The following is a 24,137-nucleotide window of genomic DNA, read 5'->3' on the forward strand; positions in this document are numbered from 1 at the left end:
GTAATCGAACACTTGCATCGTCTCTTTCCGGCAAGGAACGGCAGACCGGTCAATTCGGCCGCACTATTCGTCGATCAGGCCGCGGATCTCGTCCATGCGACAGGACGTCGAAGCGGGTTGCCGGAGCAGCGCATACACAACGAAATGCGCTGGCCGCCGAGCGGCCATCTCAGTGACGGCACGCCAGCAGTCGCCCGCTGCTACAGCAGAGCGACGTTCGTTCGGCTCCGCTACCACACGACCAGTTCACCGTTCTGTGCAGTCAGATGAGCTATCACTCGGCGGTGTGCGTGAGGATGGCGACGGCCAGTTCCTCGTGCACCTCCGGCGGAAGCGTATGCCCCATGCCCGCCGTGATCATCAGCCGCGCTCCCGGGATCTGCTCGGCGATGATCGCGCCGTGACCCGGCTTGACCGGCTCGTGGCTGCCCTCGATGACCAGCGTGGGCGCCTTCAGTTGGTGCAGCACGCCCACCGGCTCGAAGTCCGGGCTGGCCGCAGCGGCCAGCCGGTGGTTGGCCACCGCCGTCAGGTCGCGGGCCCGGTCGTAGAGTCGTTCCTGTAGCCGGCGCGCCGCGTCCCCGTCGAACGGCAGCCCGGTGCCGTGCAGCACGCGCTGTTCGGCGATCATGCTGTTGATCTGGGTGCGCCGGTCCTCGGGCGGTGCGGCGGTCATCAGCGCCCGGTAGAAGGCCACGAACTCCGGCGTCGGCTCGGGCAGGCTGTCCTCGGGCTGCGGCTGCCCCAGCAGAGCCCGCAGGATCACCTGACCTTCACCGCCGCCGAGCGGCGAGGAGGCGATGACGGTCAGTGAGCGCACCCGCTCCGGCTGCTCCACCGCGACGAACTGGCCGAGCAGCCCGCCGGCCGAGTGGCCGACCAGGTGGGCGCTCTCCAGGCCGTGGGCGTCCAGCACGCGGTACACGTCGTTCTTGATGTCGTTCCACGTGTACGGCTGTGCCGCGAAGTCGACCGTGCCCGACATGCCGGTGTCACGGTGGTCGTACCGGATCACCCGGCGGCCTCCGGCGACAAGGCGGCCGACGAACTCGTCCGGCCACAGAACGCCCTGCGACATCGACCCCATGATCAACAGGATCGGCGCATCTGTGACGGCGCCGAACTCTTCACTCCAGATGTTCACCTCAGTCATGTCTCAGAGCATGTCCTCTTCCGCTGCGGGCGCCTTCTGTAGAACTACTAGTCGCGCCAGTTCCGTGCGGGAGCCGATGCCCAGCTTCGGGTAGATCTTGTACAGGTGGTACTCGACCGTGCGAGGGCTCAGGAACAGCTGGGCGGCGATCTGCTTGCTCGACAACCCGTCGGCGACCAGGCCCGCGATGCGCAACTCCTGCGGGGTCAGCGCGTCCAGCACGGCCGAGCCCGGGGCCGGCCCGCTCTCGCCCGCCGCCCGCAGCTCACCTTGTGCGCGCCTCGCCCACGGCTTCGCGCCTGCCCGCTCGAACGTCTCCCACGCCATCCGCAGATGCGCCCGCGCGTCGCCCGGCCGCTGCGCTCGGCGCAGGCGCTCGCCCAGCAGTAGAGCCGTCCTGGCCTCCTCGAACGGGTTGGTGTGCAGCCGCAACGCCTCGCCGAAGGCGTCCTCGGACGACTCGGCCAAGCCCCGGCAACGGGCCAGCAGGGCGCGCGACTCGGACGTCGCGGCGTACGCCGACCATCGCTCGTACGCCTCGAGCGCCGCCCGCGCACCCACCTCGTCGCCCGCGCCCAGGGCGGCCTCGACGCGATCCGGCGCCGTCCGCCACACCACGGTGGGATGCCCGACACCCGGTCCCGCCTCGGCGATGGCCGTGAAGCGGTCATGCGCCGTCGCGTAGCGTCCCAGGCACAGGTCGAGCAGCGCCAGCGCGTACGCGGCGACCCCTGCCCGCAGACCTACCCGGTGCGGTATGGCGATGGCCAGCGCCTCGCGGGCCTGCCGTTCACAAATCTCCTCCTCGCCTCGCAGCGCCGCCAGGACCGCCAGGTTGGCCAAGTGCGCGGCCACGGTGTTCTCATAGCCGGCCTCGCGGGCCAGTTCCAGGCCCTCCTCGGAGATGGCCTGGCTGCTTGCCAGCCGCCCGGCGATGCGCTCGGCCGTCGCCACGAACTCCAGCACGACCGGCAGCTGCCCGGTCATCCCCGACATCCTGGCCACCCGTCCGGCCCGCTCGGCCATCTCGGTCGCCAGATCCGACTCGCCCAGATGGCTGGCCGCGGCCGCCGCCCACAGGTACTCCGCCGCCTCCCCCAGCTCGCCGACCCGCGCCAGCGCCCGCCGCAGCAGACCCGGCCCGGCAGCGTCGCCATCCAGCGCCAGACCGATCCCGGCAACCGTGTCCCGCAAGAATCCCTCGCGGTGCCCTGCCGCCCTCCGCCCGAGCTCGATGATGGCCGCCGTGTCGCCGACGTACGAAGCGGCCTCCGCGGCATCGGCCAGCATCTCCAGGCTGTCGCCCGCCGCCAGGATCCGCACGGCCTCGGCGGCGTTGCCGGAGTTCAACTCAAACCTGCCCCTGAGCTGGGCGATCTCCACGGCGAGGCCGGCATCCGCGCCAGCCTGGTCACGGGCCTCGGCCAGCAGCGACTCCGCCTGCCCGGGGCGACCACCAAGCCAGGCCGCGACGGCGGCGTCCTTCAGGCGGGCAGCACGGGTGCGCGGCTCGGGGGTCAGCTCGGCGGCCCGGGCCAGGGCTGCGGCAGCGGTGCCGTACCCACCGCGGTCGCGCGCCAGCTCCGCGGCGGTCACCAACTCGGTGGCGGCCCGCTCGTCCTGGCCCATGGCGGCTCCGGCCAGGTGCCAGGCGCGACGCTCACCCTCGGTGAGTTCCGCCAGTACGGCATGCACCCGGCGGATCCTGGCCGGGGTGTCCGCCTCGTGCACCGCCGACCGGATGAGCGGATGGCAGAAGCGCACGCGCGTACCCGAAAGCTCGGCCAGCCCGGACTCCTCCAGCTCGGCCAGCGCCATCCGCCCGGTCCACGCCCCCATGTACTCTCCGGGCAGTACCGTCCACTCGGCGGACAACCGGTCGGTGGCGCGCAGGACCAGGTCGAGGTCAGCCTCCACGGCGGCAACCAGCGCGAGCAGCCGGGCGGAGGCGGACAACGCGGCCACCCGGTCGCCGAACAGTCGGGTCCCACCGGGCAGCGGGTCGGGCAGCGGTTCGCTGCCGGCGAGTTGCGCGGGTGTCAGGCGAGCGGCTATCTCGCCCAGCGCGAGCGGGTTCGCGCGGGTCAGCGTGACGAGTTCCCGCGCCACACAGGGCTGCACACCGCAGCGGGACTCCAGCATCTCGGCTGCGGCGGCTCCGGGGAGGCCACGCGCCTCCACCGTCAGAGGCACACCCTTGACCGGAGCGTCCCCGCGCACGGCGAACAACATCGCGATCTTTTCGGTCTCCAGCCGCCTGGCGGCGAACAGCAGTGCGTCGGCCGAGGCCTGGTCGATCCACTGGAAGTCGTCGACCACACAGATCAGCCCGTCCGGCGCGGCGGCTTCGACCAGCAGCGAGAGCACGCCAGCGCCCAGCAGGTACCGGTCGCCGGCAGTGTCCGCGGCGAGCCCCAGCGCCGCGCACACAGCGTCGTGCTGCGGTTCGGGCAGCGCGTCGAGCATGCCGGTCACCGGCCACAACACCTGGTGCAGCGCGGCGAACGCGAGGTCGGTCTCAGCCTCGACGCCGGTGGTCCGCAGCACACGCATCGCGCCGCCACGCACGGCCACCGCGTCGAGCAGGGCCGTCTTGCCCACGCCTGCCTCGCCCCGCAACACCACCGCACCACCAACGCCGTCGCGAGCCCGCGCGATCACCTCGTCGAGTGCGCTGACCTCCGCCGACCTGCCGTAAAGCACGAACAACCACTCTAGGAGACTTCCACGCCGTCCCATCCCCACAGAGTCACTTCTCACAAACAGTGACACGGCGTGAACGTGCAGGTCATGACCGCCGCCACCGGCCGCCTCGTCCGGCTTCACCGAGATGTGGTCCACGACCCGACCGCAGCCCGCACACACGGCATCATCGAGGCATTGACCAGGACAGACGCGATGACTTTCGCCGGCAAGGGGCCACCTAGGGAGCCCACGGCAGCGTGGCACCCCGATCAAGCGGGGCACCGCAGCCCGGCAGGTCGCAGCCGGCTCGGTTCCCCCCGGCTGCTTCCGACCGAAGCTGTCACGCCCACAGAAGGCCGTGAACCCGGGCACAGTCGAAGATCCGCAATCACAGATCGCGCATAAGCCGATCCTCAGGTCGAACCGACGCTGAACCGCCCCGAATTCTTGTAAAGACCACCGTCGGCGGTGGCCCGCGCGGAGCCGTCTCGGATCGCGTGGTCGAAGGCGACGGTGTCCGCCCACTCGGCTGGACTGTGGGCTCTGGTCGGCCCAGAAGCGGTCGTCGGGGAACGGGGCATCTCACTTCCCTGTCAAGTTCCAGCGTGTCTTGTCGGCGGGCCGCTATAGATCATCCGGTTGTCGGACGTCTGCAGTGGGCGATCATGGCGCGACGACAACGTTCGCGAGTGGTTCGCCCGCTGCGTGCCGCCGGACCTGGTTGACCAACAAGCGACGAGCCCGGGGTGACAACGCAGCGGTCAGGCCGCCGACGTGCGGGCTGATAAGGGCATTCGGCGCGGACCACAGCGGGTGACCAGCAGGCAGCGGCTCGGGCTCTGTAACGTCCAAGGCGGCGTGCATCCGGCCTTTGCTGAGTTCGGTGAGCAGCGCGTCGGTGTCCACCACTCGGCCCCTTGACACGTTTACCAGCAGGGCCCCGTCGGCCATCTTGGCTAGGAAGTCCGAGTTCACCATGCCTTCGGTTTCCGGGGTTAGCGGTGCGGAAAGGATGACGACGTCCGCGTGCGGCAGCATGTCCGCGATCTCCGAGATCGGCCGGACCCCGGGGCGGGCAGTCCGGGCCACCCGGCTGACGGCTACCTCGAACCCGGCGAGCCGGCGTTCGATCGCGGCGCCGATCGAGCCGTAGCCGACGATGAGGACCCGGGCGTCAGCTAGTCCACGCGACCAGTACGGGTCCCAGCGGCCCTCGTCGCCCGCCCGAACAAGTTGCGGCAGTCCGCGCCGGGCGGCGAGCGTAAGCGCCACGGCGAGTTCGGCGGTAGCCGCATCGTGAACGCCCCGGCCGTTGGCCAGGGTCAGACCAGGCCGCAGGAACGGCAGGACGTGGTCGTAACCAGCGGTCACTGTCTGCACAACGTTGAGCCGAGGCATCCGAGTGATCGGCTCACACAGGCGCGGATCGATGATCCCGTACGGCACTGCGTACAACTCGACGTCGTCCAGGTTCTCTGGGAGGGGTTGCGTGCCGTCGTAAAGCCCGACGTCGAGATCGCTGAGATCGGCCACGGCGTCGGGGTGAGGCAGCAGGTAACGCATGTCGATCATCATGCCTCGGCGGACAGTCGGATGTCCGGGAGCACAGCGGCCGACATCCGTCCATCGGCACGAACGTGCGCAGGATCACTGAGCCGGGTCACGCGAACGGTTGCAACAGCCCTGCGGTCGACGCGCATGCCCGATGGCACGTCTACAACTCCCAACTCTTTGAGTAATGGAGGCGGCGCCAGCAGATGATGGCGCAGGCAAGGGTGAGGAAGGCTTCGTGGATGTCGTCGCGGATCTCCCAGCGGATGCGCAGGCGGCGGAACCGGTGCAGCAGGGCGATGGTCTCCTCGACGCCTACCGCGGATGCCCTTGATCCGTGGGACCTTGTCGACCAGGGGCAGCAGTTGGGTGACGTCGTGGCGGTTGCCGCCGGTCAGGTGGTCCGGTTCGATGGCCGGCGGAACGTCGCGGTGGTCGACGGCGGGCGCGGCAGAGCGGCGGACTACGACCGGGTCGACGCCCCGGGCAAACTCGTGCTGCTCAGCATCGACGCAGACAAACCGGTCGGCGGCATCTGCCGGATCGGCGCGGCGCAACTCGCCCGCGCACGCGCCGCCGGCGCGGTCGGGGTGCTGATCGAACCGGTCTCCTCCGGCGGGATCTGGCCGACCACGGTCTGCTCGCTGCCGGTCGACCCGGACTGGTGGTACAACGCGCAGGAGGTGCCGGACATCCCGTACGCGGCCATCGCGCCGGGCGAGGCGGAGACGTTGCGGACCCTGCTGCGCAGGGGCCAGGTGAAGATCGAGTACTCGGGGTACGACGCGGCGAGCCCGTACCTCTACTGGTCGGGGCGTCGGGCAGCAAGTCATCCAGAATGGCGTCCACGGTCGCTTCGCCGTCGTGGACCGCCAGGTACACGAGCACCTCGAGGGCCTTGGCGCAGCGGCGGATGGCCCGCGGCGTCGGTGATGCTGGGCCGGCCGAGCACCGATACCTGCACGCGGTGGGGCTGCCGATGCTCGCCGCTAGCCGGGGACACGGTCTCCCGCCCTGCAGAGGGTGTGGTGTCGTGACCACCGGCGTCGGCCGCGACGTGCGTCTCGGCGATCGGATGGGGCCGGGTGTCGATGATGCCGGTCGACCCGGCCGATCCGTGGGGATGGGCGGTAGCCGGGTTGCGGCCGATGACCTCGACGAGGGCGGGTGACGTGCCGGCAGTCGTCGGGGGAGGCGCTTCCGCCGGTCCCAGCGTCTCGGCCGGGGCGCTGCGGCCGGACTCCGCCGAGTTCCCGGTGGCCGATCGCTGACCGCCTGACTGTGACGCGGCGTCGATGGGTGCCGGTGGTTGGCCGGTGTGTGACTCGGCGAGGACGCGGAGCAGGGCGAGGGTGTCGGCCGAGGTGAGCACGGCCAGACGCTCCACTGGGGCGGGGCGATCGTTCCGGTCGGTGCGGGTGTCGGCGAGGGCTGTGGTGCCGTCAGCGGCGACGGCGACGGTGTCACCGTCAGGCCAGGCGCCGAGCAGCACCCCGTGGATGTTCAGGCGTGCGCCTTGGGTGAGCAGCGCGGCGATGCGGGTGTCCTGCTGGGTTGCGGTGGCGTGGGTCAGCAGCAGCACCGGCGGCAGCGGCTCCCCCGCCGGATCGAGCGTGCGCAGGTCGGCCACCGTGTCAGCGTCGCTTGCCTCGACGAGGCGGCTGCGGTGCAGGATCTGCGCTTCGATGAGGTCGAGGGCCTCCTCGACGGTGGTGGTGACCGTCAGGCGCGGAGTGTGGGGCAGGGTCGCGGTATCCGTGCCGAGGAGGGTCGTCGCGGTTGCCGCTGGCATCACCACCTGGGTGCGTTCGTGTGGGGCGTCGAGGCCGCCGGCGGCGAGCGCGGCGGTCAGGAAACCGCGGGCAGCGGCGTCGGCGCCCGGGCCGATGAGCCCGAGGCCTGCGGACGGCCAGGCCTCGGCCAGCGGGTGCGCCAGGGACGGCACCGCCGGGCGCGGCACAGGGATCTGGTCGCCGTCGGTGTGGTCTTCGCCGTCGAGGGCGGCCGCGTCCGGGCCGGTATTCCCGTCGATGGGGTCTGGGGACGAGTGGAGGTCGTGCCGTTGGCCGGTGGTAGCGGCTGTGGCGGTGCGTGGTGCAGCCCGGCGCAGCCGGCGGCGGATCTGCGTGACCACGGTCGGCATCGGGGTCGTGTCGGGGCCCAAAGCCGAGGTCTACCGGCAACTCGGACTTCGGCTGAACTACCAGCCGGAAACGCAAACGGTGCGCGCTGAAGTAGATCTCAACGCGCACCGTGGGGTAATGGTTTGTGTCCGAGGGGCGACACGACCCATTGCCCCACCACCGATGACGCTCAGCGCAACTCTGAAGCTCACGCAAATCTAGCTGCTGCGGTGAGGTGCTGGAGGAGTCCGCGTCCCAGAAGCTGACGAGCTTCAACGCGGCGGGGAAGAACACCAGCCCCGGCGCGACCTATCGCTGCCAGGCGATTTCCCTCTGTGGTGCAGAAATCACCTTCAGCCCGCAGCAGGAGCAGGCCGTGGTCCGCATGCAACTTCCCGGCCGCGACGCCGGACCCACCGTACGCGGATACAAGTACGTCCAGACTCGCGACGAGACCCAACCGGTTCCGTGACCTGCAAAAGAGACCGGCAAGCTATACCGGTCACTGAGGTGGTCTCAACAAGGCTGGGGACGCCGATCGGGACGACACGGGCATCTTCTCCATAGCGGACAGTGCTGGATGTGGGCGTAGAGCCATCAGTAGGCAGGTCTTTGCGACAAGACCAGTCTCCGAGAGGGCTCCACGTGTTCACATAGGCTGCCAGGCTCGACGTCCCGAGGGAACTCGTGCGGCACGTGGCGCGGCTGTCGCGCGCCGGGTGGTGGGTACCCGGCCGGACGTTGACCTGCTTCTACCAGGCGCTTCTGGTGTTGGTGGTTCCGCAAGGGTGAGGACAAGACCATCCTCGGGGCCTGGCTCGGGGTGTCGAGGGCGACCGCGTACCGGTACGTCGCCGAGGCCGTGCGGGTCCTGGCGGCGCAGACGCCCACCCTGCATGACGCCCTGCGCCGGGACGCCGCCGACGGCTGGTCACACGTCATCCTCGACGGCAAACTGTTCGACACCGACCGCCTCGCCGAGACCACCGTGAGCGTGAAAGGCGACACGATCGACGCCCGGTACTCCGGGGTCACCGCCGGCGCGGAACTCCGGATCGAAATGACTTCTTCCATTAATGACCTTTCATCGAATAAGCCTGGCCTCCACGTTGCGAGTAGCTGCAACGTGACCTGGCAGCCCAACCAGGATCCCGAAGGTCACGCAGCGTGAAGCTCGCCCAGTTGGGCCGGTCTCGCCACGCATTCGAGCACAGCAGACCCCTGACTAGAGGCTGCAGTGCCAGGAGGTGTTGCCCTGACCGCTCGTTCAGGGTTTAAGATCGATACATTCGCCCTCATCGACGGCGTCGCCGTGGTGGAGGCGTGGGACCTGCCCGCACTTCGTTCCACCGGAGATGAACGGGGGATTTATGAGCGTCACCGATAATGAGTCACCTAGGCATACCGCTCTGCGAGCGGTGGAGGTCAGTCTGAGTGACAATCGCGAGGAAAATGCCGCGCCTGAGATCCTTGAGGCCGCGGTTCGGGCCTTTGATGAGTCGGGGTACGAGCGGGCGAGCATCCAACACATCGCAGAGCTGGCCGGCACCTCCAAGTCGTTAGTCACCTATTACTTCCCCACCAAGCAGACGCTCGCGTCTGCCGTGATCAATCTCGCGTACCCGGGGGGCGTATTCATGGGGTCCCCTCGCCCCGCCGGCGATCCGCTCGACGCGATCGTGTGGGTTGCCGAGCATGTGACCACGAACGTGCTCTACAGCCCTCTGGCTCGGGTGGCGATCAAACTCGGTGATGAGGTTTCCGGCGACAAGGGTTTCGGCGGTCGCTTGTCCGGGTGGTATGTCAGGCTTACCGACTACCTCGAAGAGGCTCAGCAGAAGCGTCTGATCTCGCCGAGCGTCGATCCGACTGTAGAAGCAAAATTCCTCCTCTGCGGCATAGTGGGCCTCGTTGCCGTGGCGATGGAGACGGGGTCTCGTCTCTCGCTGATCGATGACGCCGCCCAGATCACTCGCGATCGTCTTACGTTCCTCCGCACGACGGACTTTTCACGAATGGGGGCGTAGCGGTCGGGTGAGTCGGGTCCGCTGCACCGACATGTGACCTCTGAGACGGCTTGTCGCTGCGTCCACGCCTCATCTGGGAAATGCCCTCTGATCTGGGATGACGGGAGCCCTCCAGGGTTCCGTCATCCCAGATCAGAGGGCACCCGCAGATGCGATTGGTGCGTGCTGACCCGTTACGGCCAAGGACCACTGAGGCCTATGCCGAACGCCCCGTCCTGGCCACCCAGGTCCCGCTGAGTGCGACCACGAACACTAGAGCGCCAAGCATCCAGGCGAGCCCGGAAGGACCGTCAGGACGCACCACGGTCCATACAACGATCAAGGACCCGACCAGGGCGACCGCCAGGGCTACCAGATAACCGACGCCGATAGCGCTAGCCGGAATGGGCAGACGAGTTCCCGAGGCTCTCGCCGCGGTACGGCTCGTCACTGCCACAAGCAGGGCTGCGACGACGAGAGTGGGGCCCGCGATCGCCTGCGGCAGAAGCGCAAATGCCACGACCGCAGCGCCCGCGATTACTCCGAGTGTCGCGTAATACCACCCCGGAACGACAAGCTGGCGGTCAGCCGCATCCGAACTGGCGAACGATCCTTGGTCTCCTGCTGAAGCCGGGCCCATGGCCACAAGTCAACACCTCGCTCCATTTTGTGTCAAGATTTTCAGGATCCGGACGAGTGGTGCGGATCAGGCCCTGGTGATGCGCGCGAAGATGGTTTGGCGTGCACTGAGCCATCCTCGCAAGCTGGGGGTAGCAGTCAGTAGCTGTCCGGAATGCCGGGAAGGTGTCGGACGCGCCAGATCAGGCGAGGGTGCAGAGAAAATACGCAAGACCTCGATACGAAGTGGTCCTTCCAAAGATCAACTTCATAGCGGCCCTGCGTCGACATGAGTGTCACATAAACCGCTGTACTGCCGGTAGGCGAGGAGACGGTGAACCGTCTGACCGGGCTGCTGGACGCCGAACGCACCCGCCGTGGCAGCCGCGCGCTCGCCGCGCAGCTGCCCGGTCTGCACGGCTCCCTCCTCGCCGCCAAGACCGCCGGCTACTCACATGTCATCATCGACGGCACGCTGGTCGAAACTGACCGGTGCCGCACTCCGGGACCCACGCGGAAGCTCCCTGCTCGAGACCACATTCAAAGCACTACGCAACATCAGCCTCGACCCCTGGCACATCGGCAAGATCTTGGCCGCCGCACTCGTCCTGCTCTACACGCAACACGACCGCAGAACATGATCACCACCGGTGATCAGAACGTTGCGCGGAAAGGCTCACTGAGGGGCGCCTCGAACACCGACGTGGCGATCACTCTGGGTGCCATCTTTGCACTGTGGGTAGATGACGTCTCAGGTCCTGGTCGAGCCTCTCGATGGGCTGATCGATGAGCAGCGGCCGGGCCAGCACCGAGCCGACACGCTGAATCCGACCGGATCCTCCTAGATCTACCCGGTCGAACGCTGATACGGGTTCCTCACTGAACAAAAGATCCGCCGCGGCGTCCACAAATCGGTGCAGTCCCTCGAAGCCGACCTCTCCGGTCGTGGATCGCCGACTGGAGCTGCGATCCACGACCAGTCATCTGAACCAAGATCGCCGAGGAGATCCTCGGATCACTCACACCATTTTGTAGGCGATTTCCGGCGCGACGCGCTAGACAATGCACGAGTCGAGAAGGCTAGCGGCCGCCAGGCCGCTCAATGTGACCCACGCCGCGACGCCGGTCGGAGGGAAGACGAAGAGCGCAACCCCGCCGGCGATCGCCAGGACGCATCCGGTGTTCCACGGGGGATTCTGTGCTGCTCCGCCGCCGTAGGCGAGGTTGTAGGTCGCAAGCAGGTTTCCGTCGAGGTACTTCTGCAGGTAGCTACCGTGACAGTCGGTGGTCGGCCTTCCAGGGCCGATCCAGAAGCTACTGCCATCGGTTCCGATGCAGTTGTATTCGTACTCCCCGGTCTGGATCGCCAACGGGGCCGAAGGAGCCGGGGCCGTGCTGGTGGTTGCCACGTGGCTCGCGGTGATGTTGCCGGCCGGCGCCGCGGCTGCGGCGCTCGAGGCCTGAGGTGCGACGACTCCCGCGGCGACGATCATCGTCGCCAGGATCGTCCTCATGAGCTTCTGCATAGGTGCTTCCCCTCGTCGAGTTGCGGCGTTGCTGCCGCGACCTGCTGAGGACGCTATGTACTGGACGGATGGTCAGGGAATGCCTCACTTTCGCATCGTCCTTCCACAATGGTGCGGTCGGTGGTCCGCCAGGGACTCGGACTTTGACCAAGGCCGCCGGCGATGCGACACCGGACCGGATGCAACGGCTGCTCAACAAGTCAGCGTGGGACCCGGACGCTGTTCGCGACGACCTGTTTGCCTACGTGACCGAGCACCTCGGCCATGACGACGGGGTGCTGATCGTCAAGGAGACCGGCTTCCTGAAGAAGGGCATCAAGTCGGCGGGGGTGCAGCGTCAGTACTCGGGCACTGCCGGGCGGACGGAGAACTGCCAACTCGGGGTGTTCCTGGCCTACGCCAGCCCAGCCGGGCGCACGCTGATCGACCGGGAGCTGTATCTGCCTCGCCGCTGGTGCGACGACCCCGCCCGCCGCGAGGAAGCCGGCATCGCAGCCGGTGCCGGGTTCGCCACGAAAAACCGCACTGGACCTGCGAATGATCGAGCGCGCTATCACCGCCAGCCTGCCTGCGAAGTGGGTCACCGCCGACGAGGCATACGGGCAGGATTCCAAGTTCCGAACCTGGCTGCAGCAGCACAGAGTGGGCTACGTGCTTGCCGTGCCCCGCAACCAGCGGCTCCCGACCACAGCGGGCAACTCCCGCCCGGACGTCCTCGCCGCGAACGCACCGGCCCTGGCATGGAAGCGGCGCAGCTGCGGCACCGGCCCCAAAGGGCCACGACTCTACAACTGAGCCGTAGCCTCCCTACCCGGCACGGTCGACGAATACGGCCACTGGCGGCTAATCCGCCGCAATATCGTCAAGCCCACGGACCTGGCCTACTACCTGCGCTTCGGCCCGGCCGGGACGCACGACGAGGATCTGAGCCGGGTCGCTGGGACCCAGTGGGCGATCGAGAAATGCTTCCAAACCGCGAAGACCGAGGTCGGCCTGGACCATTATCAGGTGCGTCGCTACGACGCCTGGTACCGCCATATAACGCTCGTTCTGTGTACCCACGCCGACCTCGCCGTCACCGCCGCCCACGCCACGCCAAAAAAGGGGGCGCTTGCCCGGCCTGCTGACTGAAGTCTGCGACGTAGACGAGGACCTGGCCCACCGTATCGGCGACGACGTGTTGCAGCGGGCCGAGGCGCTGGCGGCCCTGCCGCAGCGTGCGCAGGACGTGCTGATCGCACCGTTCGTCGAGGAGGTGTTCGACCACAAGCCGCTGGCGGCACCGCTGGACCTGAAGGCCAAGGTCACCCTCGTGGTGCGAAACAGCCTGCTCGAGCAGGCACACCACGACGGTCCGCTCGACAGCGGGATCATCCCGGCGACGGAGTACGCGGCCGGCCCGCTATCGCATCTGCTGGCCGCGCGCCGCCGCCAGCCCATCGCCGATCAAAAGCCGAACCATTTCGCCGAGCTGGCCGGGCGCTATCCGCGTGCGTGGGCGTGTCTGGACGCGCTGACCGACACCTTCGCCGACGGCGGTCGCGGTCCACTGCGCCTGCCCTCGGCACCCACACCCAGCCTGCCTTCTGGCGACGAGGTAGTCACGGCACCACCGTCCGGCGACGACACGGTGACCCTGTTCAGCGCGATCGACCCGCGCTTCGACCAAGGTCTGGTGAACCTGCTCAGGAAGGCCACCGAAGGCGATCTCGTACTGTGCACATCGGCGCTGAGCCGGTACTCGCGCAACAGCGAGAAACTGCACCGCATCCTCGAATTCCTCCTCGCGCACAGGGCCACAATCCTGACCACCAACTATTTGATCCGCCACACCGACGTCTGGGTCCGCCGGGGCGCGCTCGTCAAACCAGACAGCAGCAAGCCCTTCGCCGGCGCGCTCGACACCCAGGGACTGGCCGGCACTCACCGGAAGATAGCCGAGAGCGTCGCCGCGCAGCGCGGTCTGCGCTGACTCCATCAGGCGGTCGCGCGTCGGCTTCAACGCGTCGTTGATCAACTTCGGATGCCGACGTTTTCCGGAGTTAATCGAAAGGGGTGCAGCTGTCCGCTAATGCCTGCAAGAGCGGTGGCAACGAGCCAGCCCCGGACCATCGTCGTCATGCGTCACTGACCTCGGCTTCGGCGGTGACGGTCGCCTTGGCGGCGACGGGATCCAGGATGTCACCCAGCCACGGTAGGCAGCTCACGACCGACCGATGCTGCGACCAGCAGCCGATGAGTCGGCCACCGCGTTGCCAAGTGCCACACCGACTGCTGCTCACGAATGGCCTTGCGCCCCTTGGACCACGGGCAAGCCGCACCAGGAAGATGCACGTCGCCAACGTGGCAGATCAAGGACACTCCTTATCGTCGGAGCTTCGCAAGTTTGCGTCCATCGCCCATGATGGACGTCGTGTCCAAACGACAGATGATCGCCTGCGCGCTCCTTCTGATGATCGTTGTCTCGCTAGTAATGATCTTTAGTGGGAGCCTCGACGGCGCGGCGGCCTGGGCAAACATCATCGCGTTACCGGTAGCGATCGTCGGCATGATTTTGACGATTCGAAGCGCCAGCGGCTCGGCACCCTCGTCTGGCGCTCAGCATCGGGACAGCTTGAGCGGTCCGGCGAAGTCGGGCAGAGCTAGCCCCGTGGTCAACCAGGTCGGGTTCAGTAGCGGGCGTCAGGCCAACGTCGCGGGCGACTACTTCGAGCGAGGCCATGATGACCGCGAGGGCAGGTAAGCATGGTAGATCGGCAAACTGGCGTTGGTGGCGAACGTCAGGCCAACGTCAAGGGGTCCTACTACGAAGGGAACGTCCATAAGAGCACCCACACGCATCACCATCGTCACTATGGAACCAGAGCGAATGTCGACCTCAGAGAAGATGAGGCAACAGAGTCTGGCTCCGGAGGTGGCGCGGCAGCAGCCGCGGGTGGTGGCGGACTGGGCGTCGTCGTCGTTCTTGCTGTCTTGGGCTACTTCATCTTCGGCGGAGATGAGCCGTTCCCTGCGACGTCAGATCCCTGGCCGGCTGAGGTAAAGCAGGAGGCCGTGGTCGCGGCTGCAGGTAGCTGGCTCGACAAATGCGCGAAGTCACCGTCTGCGACCCCCGCCAATTGCCCGCAATCCATCGTCGAGACCTCGGACGTCTCCAAGGTCCGATGGGCCTTCTACGGCAACCCTCTGGAAGCTGCGGTCATTCACTACACCGAAGCGGAGAGCCGCTTCGACATGCTCGGGACCGTCATGGTGACGGCGGACTACAACGCTTCAAAGGAGCTACGCCGCGTCGTGACGCCGGCGAAGTACTGGGCCAAGGTGAAGTGGGTCGATGGGAGACTTGACGTCCAGGAGATCAAGGAGCACTCGGCCATAGGCGACCCCGGTGTAGTGAAGCAGGATCCCAAGGTGCCTTGGGAACTGGTCGCCGCGAAGCTGAGCGAGGCTTTCACACGATGCGTGCGAGACGCCAAGTCGGCTATGCCGGCTGGATGCCCCGAATGGAGTCCGCCGTCGGGCGCCGAGAAGGTCAAGTGGTCTTCCACGGGTGATCCACTTCTGACCGCGCGTGCCACCTTCGATCCGAAGTTTGCGATCTACCGCGTCAAGGGCACGTACGAGCTGGCCGTCCGCTACACCTGGCTCGGAACCACGAAGACCGACACCCGGAATCCCACCTATGAGGCTTGGATCGCTCCAACAGCGGCAGGGCCTGTCGTGCTCCAGATCAAGGACGCGACCACCGTCTAGGTCTGATCATCATCTTAGGACGCTCTCACCTACGGCCAGTGGGTGTGGCTGACCGGTGAAGGCTGCCACGGCGGTAGCGACAGCGTGCAGGTCGGCCTTGATATAGGTGGTGGTGGCGGGTCCTCGGCGGTCCGTGTGTCCGGCGTAGGCGCGGGCCACACCGTAGCCGAAGTGCCGCTCGACCCAGGTCAGGGTGGTGTGGCGCAGCCAGTGCATGGTGATTCCCTGGGCGGCGACCCACGGTAGCCGCCGGCCGATGCGGGCCCACAGTAGGTCGTAGCGCCGGTAGGTGGCGGGTTGGCCGTTACGGTAGCGAAGCAGCGCGTCGGTGGGCGTGACGGCGCCGCGGGCCTGGGCGTGCTCGCTGAGACGAGCGGCGAGCATCGGCGTGATGGGCTGCCACCGCTGCGTGCCACCCTTCTCCGACAGGCGGATCAGCGCGTGGTCGGTGTCCAGGTCGATCAGGCGCAGCGCCAGGGCGCCGCCGCGCCGGCAGGCAGTTTCGGTGTGCAGGCGCAGCAGTAGGGCGTCGAGCACGATGTCGTTACCGCCGCTGCGGGCGGCGGCGTTGATGTCGGCCAGTTCGTCGGGGGTGAGGGCGCGGCGTGTGTTGGGCAGCCGACGGGGTTTGCGAACCCGGTGGGCAGGGCTGTCCACGACGGTGAGGTAGCCGTCGGCAATGGCGCGATTGTAGAAGGCGCGGGCGGCGGCGATGAGGTGCTCGCCGGCGTGCCGGCCGTTTCGGGAGTTGCGGCGAGGGCGGGCGCCTGCGGCGGCCTGTCGCATGAGGGCTTCGATGTCGCTGGCCCGCACCGCATCGATACGCCACTCGCCGAGGGCAGCGGCCATGCGTCGCCAGGAGCTGCCGTAGGTGCGTCGGGTGCCCGGGCTCGCCGCGGCGACCACAGCAGGAAGGTACTCGGCGACTGTCGGCATGGCAGGCCGGTTACTGCCGGTGAGGTCGGCGGCGGTGAGACCGAGGTGCTCGAGGAGCGCTCGGGCGGTGGCGACACGATCGGGACCGGTGGTCATGAGGGCTGCCACGGAGGATGCGACAGCGTGCAGGTCGGCCAGGACCGCGGTGATGGTGTTTGAGGGGTGGACGACGATGCGGTTCTGGCGGGGCAGGGCGGCCAGCAGCACGGGTTCGCCGGTGGCGATGCCGCACAAATGTCGGGCGGCGGCCGGTAGGGGCAGCTCCTTGCGAGCACCAACGACGTGCGCGCCATCGACGGCCGGGGTGATCAGGATTGCGCCGGTCACGACGTCGACGTGCAGCGTGAGGCCCGGTATCCAGTCCAAGGCCCGCAGCAGCGCGCGAGCGGTGACCCGGCCGGCGGCGTCGGGTCGGGCCACGTCGAACAGCACGCCATCGCCCGTGCGGGCGGCGGGCGCGGGCAGTGTCGGCAGCGGCGCCGGCTCCGGCGATGCGACCGGCAGTGGGGTGGGAACGAGCGCCTCGACGAGCTGCTCGTCGCGCCAACGAGGGCGCGGGCGATCACGACTCACCCGACCCCCGCCAGCGGGGCGGCAAGGGTGTCAGCGCAGGTAGCACCGACTCCCGGGAGACGGTGCGCACATATGATCCGTCGCAGGTCGCGTTCCCCGCGCGAGAGGAAGTTGATCTCGCGCGGATATCCACGAACTCTGGTGTCCGAGGGGGGACTTGAACCCCCACGCCCTATACGGGCACTAGCACCTCAAGCTAGCGCGTCTGCCATTCCGCCACCCGGACCTACACGTTCAGCCTACCTCGCCGACCAGATGATCTTTCCATCCGGTGGTCGGCACGGCGGGCCGCACGGGGAGTTACTGTACACGCCGCTCGTGGATCATGCACATCGCCTTCCGGCACCTCTCCCCCGGCGCTTCCGCCGCTGCTCAAGCCGCCTCAAACGGCGCGGCGACACACGGTCGAGGCGTGTCCGGGTAGCGTCCGGCAGCCCTCTGACGGCAGCATTGCCACGTGCCCCATCCCTCCCCCTTGGCAGCCGCCCAGCACCGAGCCCTCGCCCTGCGCGCCGCGGGCGACCTCAGCGCCGCCCGGCAACTGCTCGCGGAGGCCGTCGAATCCGCTCCTCCGCCGTACGGTGACGATCATCCGGAGGTGCTGCACACCGCGCACCTGCTGGCGCGGTTGCACCGGGAGGGGGACGACCCGCCGGCCGCCCGCCGGGTGTTGGAGGAGGCGTTCGCGGCGGGCGAGCGGCGCTGGGAGCACTCGGATCCGCTGATGCTCGCGCTCGCTTTCGAGCTGGCGGAGGTGGCGGAGGAGTTGGGCAACCGGCACGAGGCCCGCCGTAACTACACGCGCGTGGCCACCGCCGGGCCCGCCGTGCTCGGTGAGAACCACCCGGCGGTACGAGCGGCCCGCGACTATCTCGGCCCGCCCGCGTCGACGTCGGGCGAGCAGCACCCCGCGCGAACGTCCGGCCCGGTTCCGGTCGCCCCGGCGGGCGAGCCGGGTGCCCGGTCGGCGCTCACCGGCCCGACCCTGTCGCTGGCGACCCTCGCCGCGATGCGGCCCTCGGCGGGCGGTCCGCCGCCGGCCGTCTCACCCTGGGCGCCGCCGCAACCGCCGGCTGCACCCCCACCAACCCCTCCGGCGGTACGCGCACCCGCCGCACCCTCGTCGCCCCGCAACGCCGTCCCAGCGCCTCGGGCGATGCCCGTTCAGCCGGCAGCCTCCTCGACCCGGCCGACGCAGCCCGGCCCGCCGACGGCCGCACCCAGACCTGCGGCGACGCCAATTCCACCCGCTGACGAGCAACAGCCAGCGACCGCGATGTCGCTTGGCTCACGCTCCAGCGGGCAGTCCCCCACGAATGCGCCACCTCCGGTTCAACGCGCCGAGAAGTATCCGTCCGCACCGTCCCGGTCAACGGTCGACCCGACGCCCCGGCCCAGGGCTGAGGGCCCGCCGACAACGCCGGCCGGGCAGCGACCACCACACGGACCGCCAGCCGGGCCAACCGTGGCACCACGTCAGCGGGTGGGTGACCAGGCGACTCCGCCGGTGGCCGACGCGCCACCACCGCCGCCCGCCGCACCGGCGGTGCCGGCACCTCGCTGGGACAACCCCACGATCCAGGTACGGCAGATCGAACCGCTGCTCGCCGAGGAGGCCGCCCGAGTCGCCGCCGGGCCAACCGCACCGGGCGATTCGCACAAGGTGTCCGACACCGAGGCGACGCTGCCGGGTAGGGCCGCCCCGGCCGTCGACCATCCGGGGCCGGCCTACCCGCCGAGCGGACCACCTACCCAGCCTGTCAGCGCACCGCCGGTGACCCCGCATCCGATCTCCGCGCCACCCAGCCAGCCGCACCCGGTCTCCGGGCCACCGGCCCACCCATACCCGGTCTCCGCACCCCCCGGCTACGACCAGCCCGTCTCCGCACCACCCGGACACACCTACCCGGTCTCCGCACCCCCCGGCTACGACCAGCCCGTCTCCGCACCACCCGGACACACCTACCCGGTCTCCGCACCCCCCGGGCACGCCTACCCGGTCTCCGCACCACCCGATTACAGGCAACCCGGGTTCGGGCAGCCTGTCTCCGGGCCGCCTTACGGGCCACCCGTCTCCGCGCCTCCGGTGAGCGCGCCACCCGTGCCGCCCTGGGGGTTGACCGCACCGCCCTGGAGCAGCAGCGCCCCACCGCAGCCTCTGCCGACTCCCGCTGCCGACCCCACCGACCCGCCCGCGACGCGCAATCAGCCCGCGACCGCCGCACAGGCCACGACCGCCGCACAGGCCACGACCGCCGCACAGGGCATGACCGTCGGACAGGCCATGACCGCCGGACAGCCCGCGACCGCCGCACAGGGGACGGCGGCCGGACCGGGCACGGCGGCCGGACAGACCATGATGGACGCGGGTGGCACCGGTGCGGACGGTGACCCTGGGCTGGGTATCCTCGACGCGCCGGCGGTGTCGAGCCGGCAGACCGGGGGTGCGCTGTCCGACCAGACCGTGGTGTTCCCGTCGCCCGGCGGGCCGCCCAGTCCGGGCTGGCCCGAAGCCGCCCCGCCCGCCCCGGTGGCTGCGCAGACGAAGCTCACCGCCGGGCCGACGAAAGTCAGCGGAGGCTCCCCAGCAGACCCGAGCATCGCTCAGGCAAGCCCTGTCGCACAGCCGGCCTGGTCACCGAGCGCCGGCCCGAGGCCGCCGGCCGCGCCGCCACCGGTGCAGCAGTACCACCATCAGCCGGCCCAGGCGCCGTACCCGATCCAGGACCAGTACCAGGCGCCGTACCCGGGTCAGCAGTACCACCCGCCGGCGTACGCCGATGATGGTGGGTCGACGGGCCGCAACCGGGCGGCGCTGATCGGTGCGGTCGTGGCGGCCGGGGTGGCCGTCGTGGCGGTGGCGGGTCTGGGCGCGGTGGTGCTGACCCGTGACGACCCGCCGCCGGCCGCGACCCCGACGACGGCGGCGACGCAGGCGCCGACGGCGGCCGGGCCGGCACCGGGTGACCTGAAGCTACGGGACGATTCGACCACGATCACGTTGACCTGGACGGACCCGACCGGTGGTGCGGTGCCGTTCATGGTCGCCGCCGGTCGGGCCGGGCAGGCGTTGGGGGTGATCGCCACCGTGGACCCGGGCCGGACCAGCTACACGGTCAACGGGCTGAACTCCCGGGTGGATCACTGTTTCACCGTGTTGGCTGTCTACTCCACTGACAGCTTTGCGACTTCCGGGCAGGTCTGCACGGCGCGGGAGCGGCGACCCACGCCGACCGGGTCGCCCTCCGGCCGGCCGTCGCCGCGCTGAGTCGAGCAGCGAACCGCGCTGAGCCGAGCGGGAAACCGCGCTGAGCCGAGCGGGAAACCGCGCTGAGCCGAGCGGGAAACCGCGCTGAGCCGAGCGTGAACCGGGCCCGAGTCGCGCCGGGAACCCGGCTGAGCTGGACGTCCACAACGCACACGCTCGGTATCCACAGGGGTGACAGTGCGGGTTCCCCCGCCACCACCAGCGCCATATGATGGCACCCGGCTCAGGGGAGGGGTCGCCGCGAGGCGCACGCCACCTGCCACGACTCACGGGAGGCAGCCGGCTGTGGCCAGCATCGACGACGCCGTACGGACCGAGGCCCCCCGCCCCCGGTCCCGGCTGCGCGGCGGGCTGGTGACCGTCGGCACGGTGGCCGCGCTGCTGGCTGCCATGGGGTTGACAGTCCTCGGGTTGGGCGCGGCGGACAACGCGGTGGCCAACTACGACGCGAGCTCCTGGTTGTGGAGTGCGGCGCGCAGCGAGCTGGCCCGGGTCAACGGGGTCACCGCCCGGGTGGACACCCGCACCGAGATCCCCGGTGCCCGGCAACATCCGATGCAGATCACCCAGACCGACCGGCTGCTGATCCTGCGTGACCTGCAGACGGGGCAGGTCAGCTCACTGGATCTGGCCACCCTCCAGCTCAGCGCGACCACCCGGACCACTCCTGGCCTGGGGGTGAGTGTGGCCCTGCACGAGGACGCGGCGTTCGTCGTCGATGCCGTGCAGGGCATCGTCCGGCAGCTCGACCCGCGATCGTTGACCCCGGTCGGTGAGCCGGTGCGCTATCCGCCGGGCATCGCCGGCGGCACCTTCGACGGTGCGGGTCGGCTCTGGATCGCGGTGCCCAGCGAGGGCACCGTCTCGGCGATCACCGCTGCCAAGCTGCCGTCCGCGCCGGCGTCGGCCGCGCCGGCGGGCACCGGGCTCAGCCCGCAGCGGGTCGAGTCGTACGACGTCGCCGACGCCAGCCACGAGCTGGTGGTCTCCACCCTGGACGACGGGGTGGCGGTGCTCGACCGGACGGCCGGCAAGCTGGTGCGGGTGCAGCACGGTGAGGTGCACCCGACGCCGCTGACGCTGTCCGGCCCGGCGGCGCTTCCCGCGCGTACCAGCGGTTCACGGGTGCCGGTCACGGTGACCGCCGACCGGCGGGTGCTGCTGGTGGGTGACGGTGGGCAGGAGAGCGCGTTCACAGTGCCGGGTGAGGGGGGTCGGCTCAGCCCGGCGGTGGCCTGGGCGGACCGGTTCTACTGCGCCGACGAGGCCACCGGCATGATCTACTCCTTCGACGCGGCGGGGCAGCTGGTCGAGACCATCCGGGGGCGGGCCAACGGGCCACTGGAGCTGGAGGTCCGGGAGAATCACCTGTTCATCAACTCCCCCGACTCGGCGACCGCCCGGGTGGTGGACGACAAGCACCAGGTGCGCGAGGTCAACAAGTACGCCAACGATGTGCTCGGCGGCGACCCGCCGCCGGTCCCACCGCCGCCGCCCCCACCGAAGAAGCCGCGGGTGGGCAAGCCGAGTGCGCCGCGCAGCGTCACGGCCGCCGCCGGTAACGCCCAGGCGCGGGTGAGTTGGCGGCCGGCCGCCGCCAACGGCGCCGAGATCATCAAGTACGTGGTGGAGGGCGCCGGCCAACGCCTGCAGGTGGGCGCCAACCAGCGGGCGGTGGAGGTCAAGGGTCTGACCAACGGCGAGACGTACCGGTTCGCGGTGCACGCCGTCAACGCGAAGGGCGACGGCCCGGCGCGCAACAGCAACCCGGTGACGCCGACCGCCGCGGTCCCCGACCCGCCGGCGAGCGTCACCGCGCAGGAACGGCCCGACGGCACGGTGCTGGTGAAGTGGCCGGCGGCGAACGGGCAGGGCAACACCATCGCGAGGTACGCGGTGACGGCCAGTTCGGCGGGGGCGAACGCGCCGGCTGGCGAGTCGACCAGGACGGAGCTGGTGGTGCCCGCCGGTGAGCTGGAGTACGGCACCCAGTACGCGTTCACAGTGGTGGCGGTCAACAGCAAGGGCGCCGGGTCGGCGGCGTCCCCGGTCAGCAACACGGTGGTGCCCTTCGCCGCGCCCGGTCGGCCGCTCAACCTGCGCGCCGGCACTGTCGCCAACCAGCCGGGTGCGGTGACGGTGCAGTGGGCGCCGGCCGAAGCCAACGGTCGGCCGGTGACGAAGTACCTGGTGGACGTCGGTGGGCGGGTCAGTGAGGTGACCGACACCCGCACCACGGTGACCGGGCTGGGCAACGGCCAGAACGTCACAGTGAAGGTGAAGGCGGTCAACCAGGCCGGGCCGGGGCCGGAGGCCACCGCCACCGCCCGGACGGTGGCCGAGCCACGGGTCACGGTGACCGGCTCGTCGTCGACCGCCACCGGGGCGACTGTGACGTTCACAGTGGACGCGGGCGGCGGTCAGGCCACCTGCTCGCTGAGCACGGCGGGCGAGCCGGCGAAGGCCGGGGCCTGCTCCAGCATCACGATGGCGGGCCTGACGCCGGGCACGAAGTACACGTTCACGGTGACGGCCACCAACGCCGCCGGTAAGGGCACGGCGCAGAAGGCCCAGAACACGCAGCCGCTGTACGGAATCGCTACCTGCAACAACGGGCCTGACGGTGACCAGCGGACCTACTGCGACAAGGAGGTCGACGGCCGCAACGGCAACGAGGTCTTCAAGGTCACCCGGCAGGACAACGACCAGCAGGCCGGCTGGGCGAAACCCGGCACCCGGTTGAAGGCGTACTGCAAGAAGTCGGGCGAGAACGTCGACTCGTGGATCTACAACAACCAGAAGCAGAGCAACTGGTGGGTGCAGGTCGAGTTCAAGGGGAAGAACTACATCCCGTGGGCCTGGCTCAACCTGGAGGGCGGCGACACCATCAACGTCCTGCCCACCTGCTGAACCACCAGGCGAGGAGCACCACCGACCGTGAACACCCACGAGCCGCTCACCCAACCGGAGGTGCAGGGTTTCGCCGCCCTGGCCGCCCGGCTGGCCGAGAACGTCAACGCGGTGGTGCTCGGCAAGCCGCAGGTGGTGCGGCTGGCGCTGACCGCTTTGTTCGCCCAGGGTCACGTGCTGCTGGAGGACGTGCCCGGGGTCGGTAAGACGACCCTGGCACGGGCCATCGCCGCCACCGTGAAGGGTGAGTGGCGGCGCATCCAGTTCACCCCCGACCTGCTCCCCTCGGACGTGTCCGGCGTGACGATCTTCAACCAGGCGACCCGGGACTTCGAGTTCCACCCGGGGCCGGTCTTCGCCAACATCGTCATCGCCGACGAGATCAACCGGGCGTCGCCGAAGACCCAGTCGGCGCTGCTGGAGGTGATGGAGGAACGCACCGTCACAGTGGACGGGGTCCGGCACCCGGTGCCGTCGCCGTTCCTGGTGGTGGCCACGCAGAACCCGGTGGAGATGGACGGCACCTACCGGCTGCCCGAGGCGCAACTGGACCGTTTCCTGGTGAAGCTCTCCGTGGGGTACCCGGACGAGGCGGTCGAGGTCGAGGTGCTGCGCGGGGCTACCGTGCGGTCCCCGGAGGCGCTCGCCCCGGTCACCGACACCGCCACCGTCGGCGAGATGGTGCGGATGGCCCGTCGGGTGCACATCGCCGAGCCGCTCTACGCGTACGCGGTCCGGCTGGCCGCCGCCACCCGCACCCACCCGCAGGTGCGCGTCGGGGTCAGCCCTCGGGGCGTGATCGCGTTGACCCGGGCGGCGTGCGCGTACGCGTTGATCGACGGGCGGGGCTGGATCATGCCGGAGGACCTCAAGGCGCTCGCCGAGGCGGTGTTCGCGCACCGGCTGTTGCTCACCCCGGACGCCCAGGTGCGCGGGATGACCGCCGCGGAGGTGCTGCGCCAGGCCGTGGCCTCGGTGCCGGTGCCGCTGCCGTCGGGGCAACCCGCTCCGGTGCAGGGCTGACCGGCAGCAGCG

The 24,137-nt window shown here is 69.4% G+C and carries 17 protein-coding genes, 1 tRNA gene and 5 pseudogenes; 14 read left to right on the forward strand and 9 right to left on the reverse strand.

All coding sequences use genetic code 11. From position 1 onward, the window contains the following. Nucleotides 1-274: 274 nt before the first annotated feature. The gene (locus KBX26_RS10455) at nt 275-1,153 is read right to left on the reverse strand and encodes an alpha/beta hydrolase (RefSeq protein ID WP_210865315.1); all 879 of its coding nucleotides are present in this window, start codon (nt 1,151-1,153) and stop codon (nt 275-277) included. Between the two features lie 3 nt (nt 1,154-1,156). Beyond that, nucleotides 1,157-3,856 (reverse strand): AAA family ATPase, encoded by a 2,700-nt coding sequence (locus tag KBX26_RS10460; protein WP_210865316.1) that lies wholly within the window; start codon nt 3,854-3,856, stop codon nt 1,157-1,159. A 66-nt stretch (nt 3,857-3,922) separates the two neighbouring features. On the opposite strand from KBX26_RS10460, the pseudogene KBX26_RS33180 reads away from it, so the two are divergent. Beyond that, a pseudogene (locus KBX26_RS33180) lies at nt 3,923-4,202 on the forward strand (hypothetical protein); the annotation flags it as partial. Between the two features lie 299 nt (nt 4,203-4,501). Here KBX26_RS33180 and KBX26_RS10465 read toward each other — a convergent pair. The 4 genes and pseudogenes from KBX26_RS10465 to KBX26_RS10480 all read right to left on the reverse strand — a co-directional run bounded on the left by KBX26_RS10465 (nt 4,502) and on the right by KBX26_RS10480 (nt 7,532). Then, nucleotides 4,502-5,401 carry a 2-hydroxyacid dehydrogenase gene (locus KBX26_RS10465; protein ID WP_081883702.1) on the reverse strand — a complete coding sequence of 300 codons (900 nt, stop codon included), beginning with the start codon at nt 5,399-5,401 and terminating at the stop codon, nt 4,502-4,504. 151 nt (nt 5,402-5,552) lie between these two features. Continuing rightward, nucleotides 5,553-5,787: pseudogene (locus KBX26_RS10470) on the reverse strand (hypothetical protein); the annotation flags it as partial. Between the two features lie 65 nt (nt 5,788-5,852). After that, the gene (locus tag KBX26_RS10475) at nt 5,853-6,098 is read right to left on the reverse strand and encodes a hypothetical protein (RefSeq protein WP_210865375.1); all 246 of its coding nucleotides are present in this window, start codon (nt 6,096-6,098) and stop codon (nt 5,853-5,855) included. 120 nt (nt 6,099-6,218) lie between these two features. Further along, nucleotides 6,219-7,532 (reverse strand): hypothetical protein, encoded by a 1,314-nt coding sequence (locus KBX26_RS10480; protein ID WP_210865317.1) that lies wholly within the window; start codon nt 7,530-7,532, stop codon nt 6,219-6,221. A 215-nt stretch (nt 7,533-7,747) separates the two neighbouring features. Between KBX26_RS10480 and KBX26_RS10485 the strand changes: the two genes are divergently transcribed. The 5 genes and pseudogenes from KBX26_RS10485 to KBX26_RS33190 all read left to right on the forward strand — a co-directional run. Continuing rightward, a complete protein-coding gene (locus tag KBX26_RS10485) occupies nt 7,748-7,984 on the forward strand; it encodes a hypothetical protein (protein ID WP_030328623.1) in 237 nt (78 codons plus the stop codon). A gap of 351 nt (nt 7,985-8,335) precedes the next feature. Next, complete coding sequence (locus tag KBX26_RS32255; RefSeq protein WP_156057305.1) at nt 8,336-8,683, forward strand: hypothetical protein; 348 nt, start codon at nt 8,336-8,338, stop codon at nt 8,681-8,683. Nucleotides 8,684-8,930: 247 nt separating this feature from the next. Further along, on the forward strand, nt 8,931-9,539 hold the full coding sequence (locus tag KBX26_RS10495) for a TetR/AcrR family transcriptional regulator (RefSeq protein WP_030328628.1): 609 nt from the start codon (nt 8,931-8,933) through the stop codon (nt 9,537-9,539). Nucleotides 9,540-10,449: 910 nt separating this feature from the next. Continuing rightward, nucleotides 10,450-10,656: pseudogene (locus KBX26_RS33185) on the forward strand (IS5/IS1182 family transposase); the annotation flags it as partial. Continuing rightward, nucleotides 10,649-10,777: pseudogene (locus tag KBX26_RS33190) on the forward strand (IS5/IS1182 family transposase); the annotation flags it as partial. The pseudogenes KBX26_RS33185 and KBX26_RS33190, both read left to right, overlap by 8 nt. A gap of 414 nt (nt 10,778-11,191) precedes the next feature. Here KBX26_RS33190 and KBX26_RS10505 read toward each other — a convergent pair. Continuing rightward, the gene (locus KBX26_RS10505) at nt 11,192-11,650 is read right to left on the reverse strand and encodes a hypothetical protein (protein ID WP_167337270.1); all 459 of its coding nucleotides are present in this window, start codon (nt 11,648-11,650) and stop codon (nt 11,192-11,194) included. A gap of 191 nt (nt 11,651-11,841) precedes the next feature. Here KBX26_RS10505 and KBX26_RS33195 point away from each other — a divergent pair. The 5 genes and pseudogenes from KBX26_RS33195 to KBX26_RS10525 all read left to right on the forward strand — a co-directional run. After that, nucleotides 11,842-12,072 (forward strand): annotated as a pseudogene (locus KBX26_RS33195) (transposase); the annotation flags it as partial. An 88-nt stretch (nt 12,073-12,160) separates the two neighbouring features. Beyond that, nucleotides 12,161-12,457 carry a transposase gene (locus KBX26_RS32710; RefSeq protein WP_307857790.1) on the forward strand — a complete coding sequence of 99 codons (297 nt, stop codon included), beginning with the start codon at nt 12,161-12,163 and terminating at the stop codon, nt 12,455-12,457. Nucleotides 12,458-12,773: 316 nt separating this feature from the next. Continuing rightward, entirely contained in the window at nt 12,774-13,634 is an 861-nt protein-coding gene (locus KBX26_RS10515; RefSeq protein WP_210858167.1) for a hypothetical protein, read from the forward strand. 441 nt (nt 13,635-14,075) lie between these two features. Beyond that, entirely contained in the window at nt 14,076-14,405 is a 330-nt protein-coding gene (locus KBX26_RS10520) for a PrgI family protein (protein WP_156057307.1), read from the forward strand. A 2-nt stretch (nt 14,406-14,407) separates the two neighbouring features. Further along, entirely contained in the window at nt 14,408-15,415 is a 1,008-nt protein-coding gene (locus KBX26_RS10525) for a hypothetical protein (protein ID WP_210858166.1), read from the forward strand. Nucleotides 15,416-15,424: 9 nt separating this feature from the next. Here KBX26_RS10525 and KBX26_RS32965 read toward each other — a convergent pair whose 3' ends face one another. Together KBX26_RS32965 and KBX26_RS10535 are read right to left on the reverse strand one after the other, a co-directional pair. After that, nucleotides 15,425-16,924: a tyrosine-type recombinase/integrase gene (locus tag KBX26_RS32965; RefSeq protein WP_307857791.1), complete on the reverse strand. Its 1,500-nt coding sequence runs from the start codon at nt 16,922-16,924 to the stop codon at nt 15,425-15,427. A gap of 139 nt (nt 16,925-17,063) precedes the next feature. Then, nucleotides 17,064-17,150, reverse strand: a tRNA-Leu gene (locus KBX26_RS10535). Between the two features lie 231 nt (nt 17,151-17,381). Here KBX26_RS10535 and KBX26_RS33200 point away from each other — a divergent pair. From KBX26_RS33200 to KBX26_RS10550, 3 genes are all read left to right on the forward strand, one after another. Next, nucleotides 17,382-20,192, forward strand: a complete 2,811-nt coding sequence (locus KBX26_RS33200; RefSeq protein WP_374224256.1) for a tetratricopeptide repeat protein — start codon at nt 17,382-17,384, stop codon at nt 20,190-20,192. Between the two features lie 285 nt (nt 20,193-20,477). Beyond that, nucleotides 20,478-23,102 (forward strand): fibronectin type III domain-containing protein, encoded by a 2,625-nt coding sequence (locus KBX26_RS10545; protein WP_210865319.1) that lies wholly within the window; start codon nt 20,478-20,480, stop codon nt 23,100-23,102. A 27-nt stretch (nt 23,103-23,129) separates the two neighbouring features. Continuing rightward, nucleotides 23,130-24,125 carry a MoxR family ATPase gene (locus KBX26_RS10550; protein ID WP_030328647.1) on the forward strand — a complete coding sequence of 332 codons (996 nt, stop codon included), beginning with the start codon at nt 23,130-23,132 and terminating at the stop codon, nt 24,123-24,125. Nucleotides 24,126-24,137 lie beyond the last annotated feature (12 nt).

This window comes from Micromonospora sp. C97 (genome assembly GCF_018070385.1).
GTDB classification, from domain to species: Bacteria; Actinomycetota; Actinomycetes; order Mycobacteriales; family Micromonosporaceae; genus Micromonospora; species Micromonospora parva.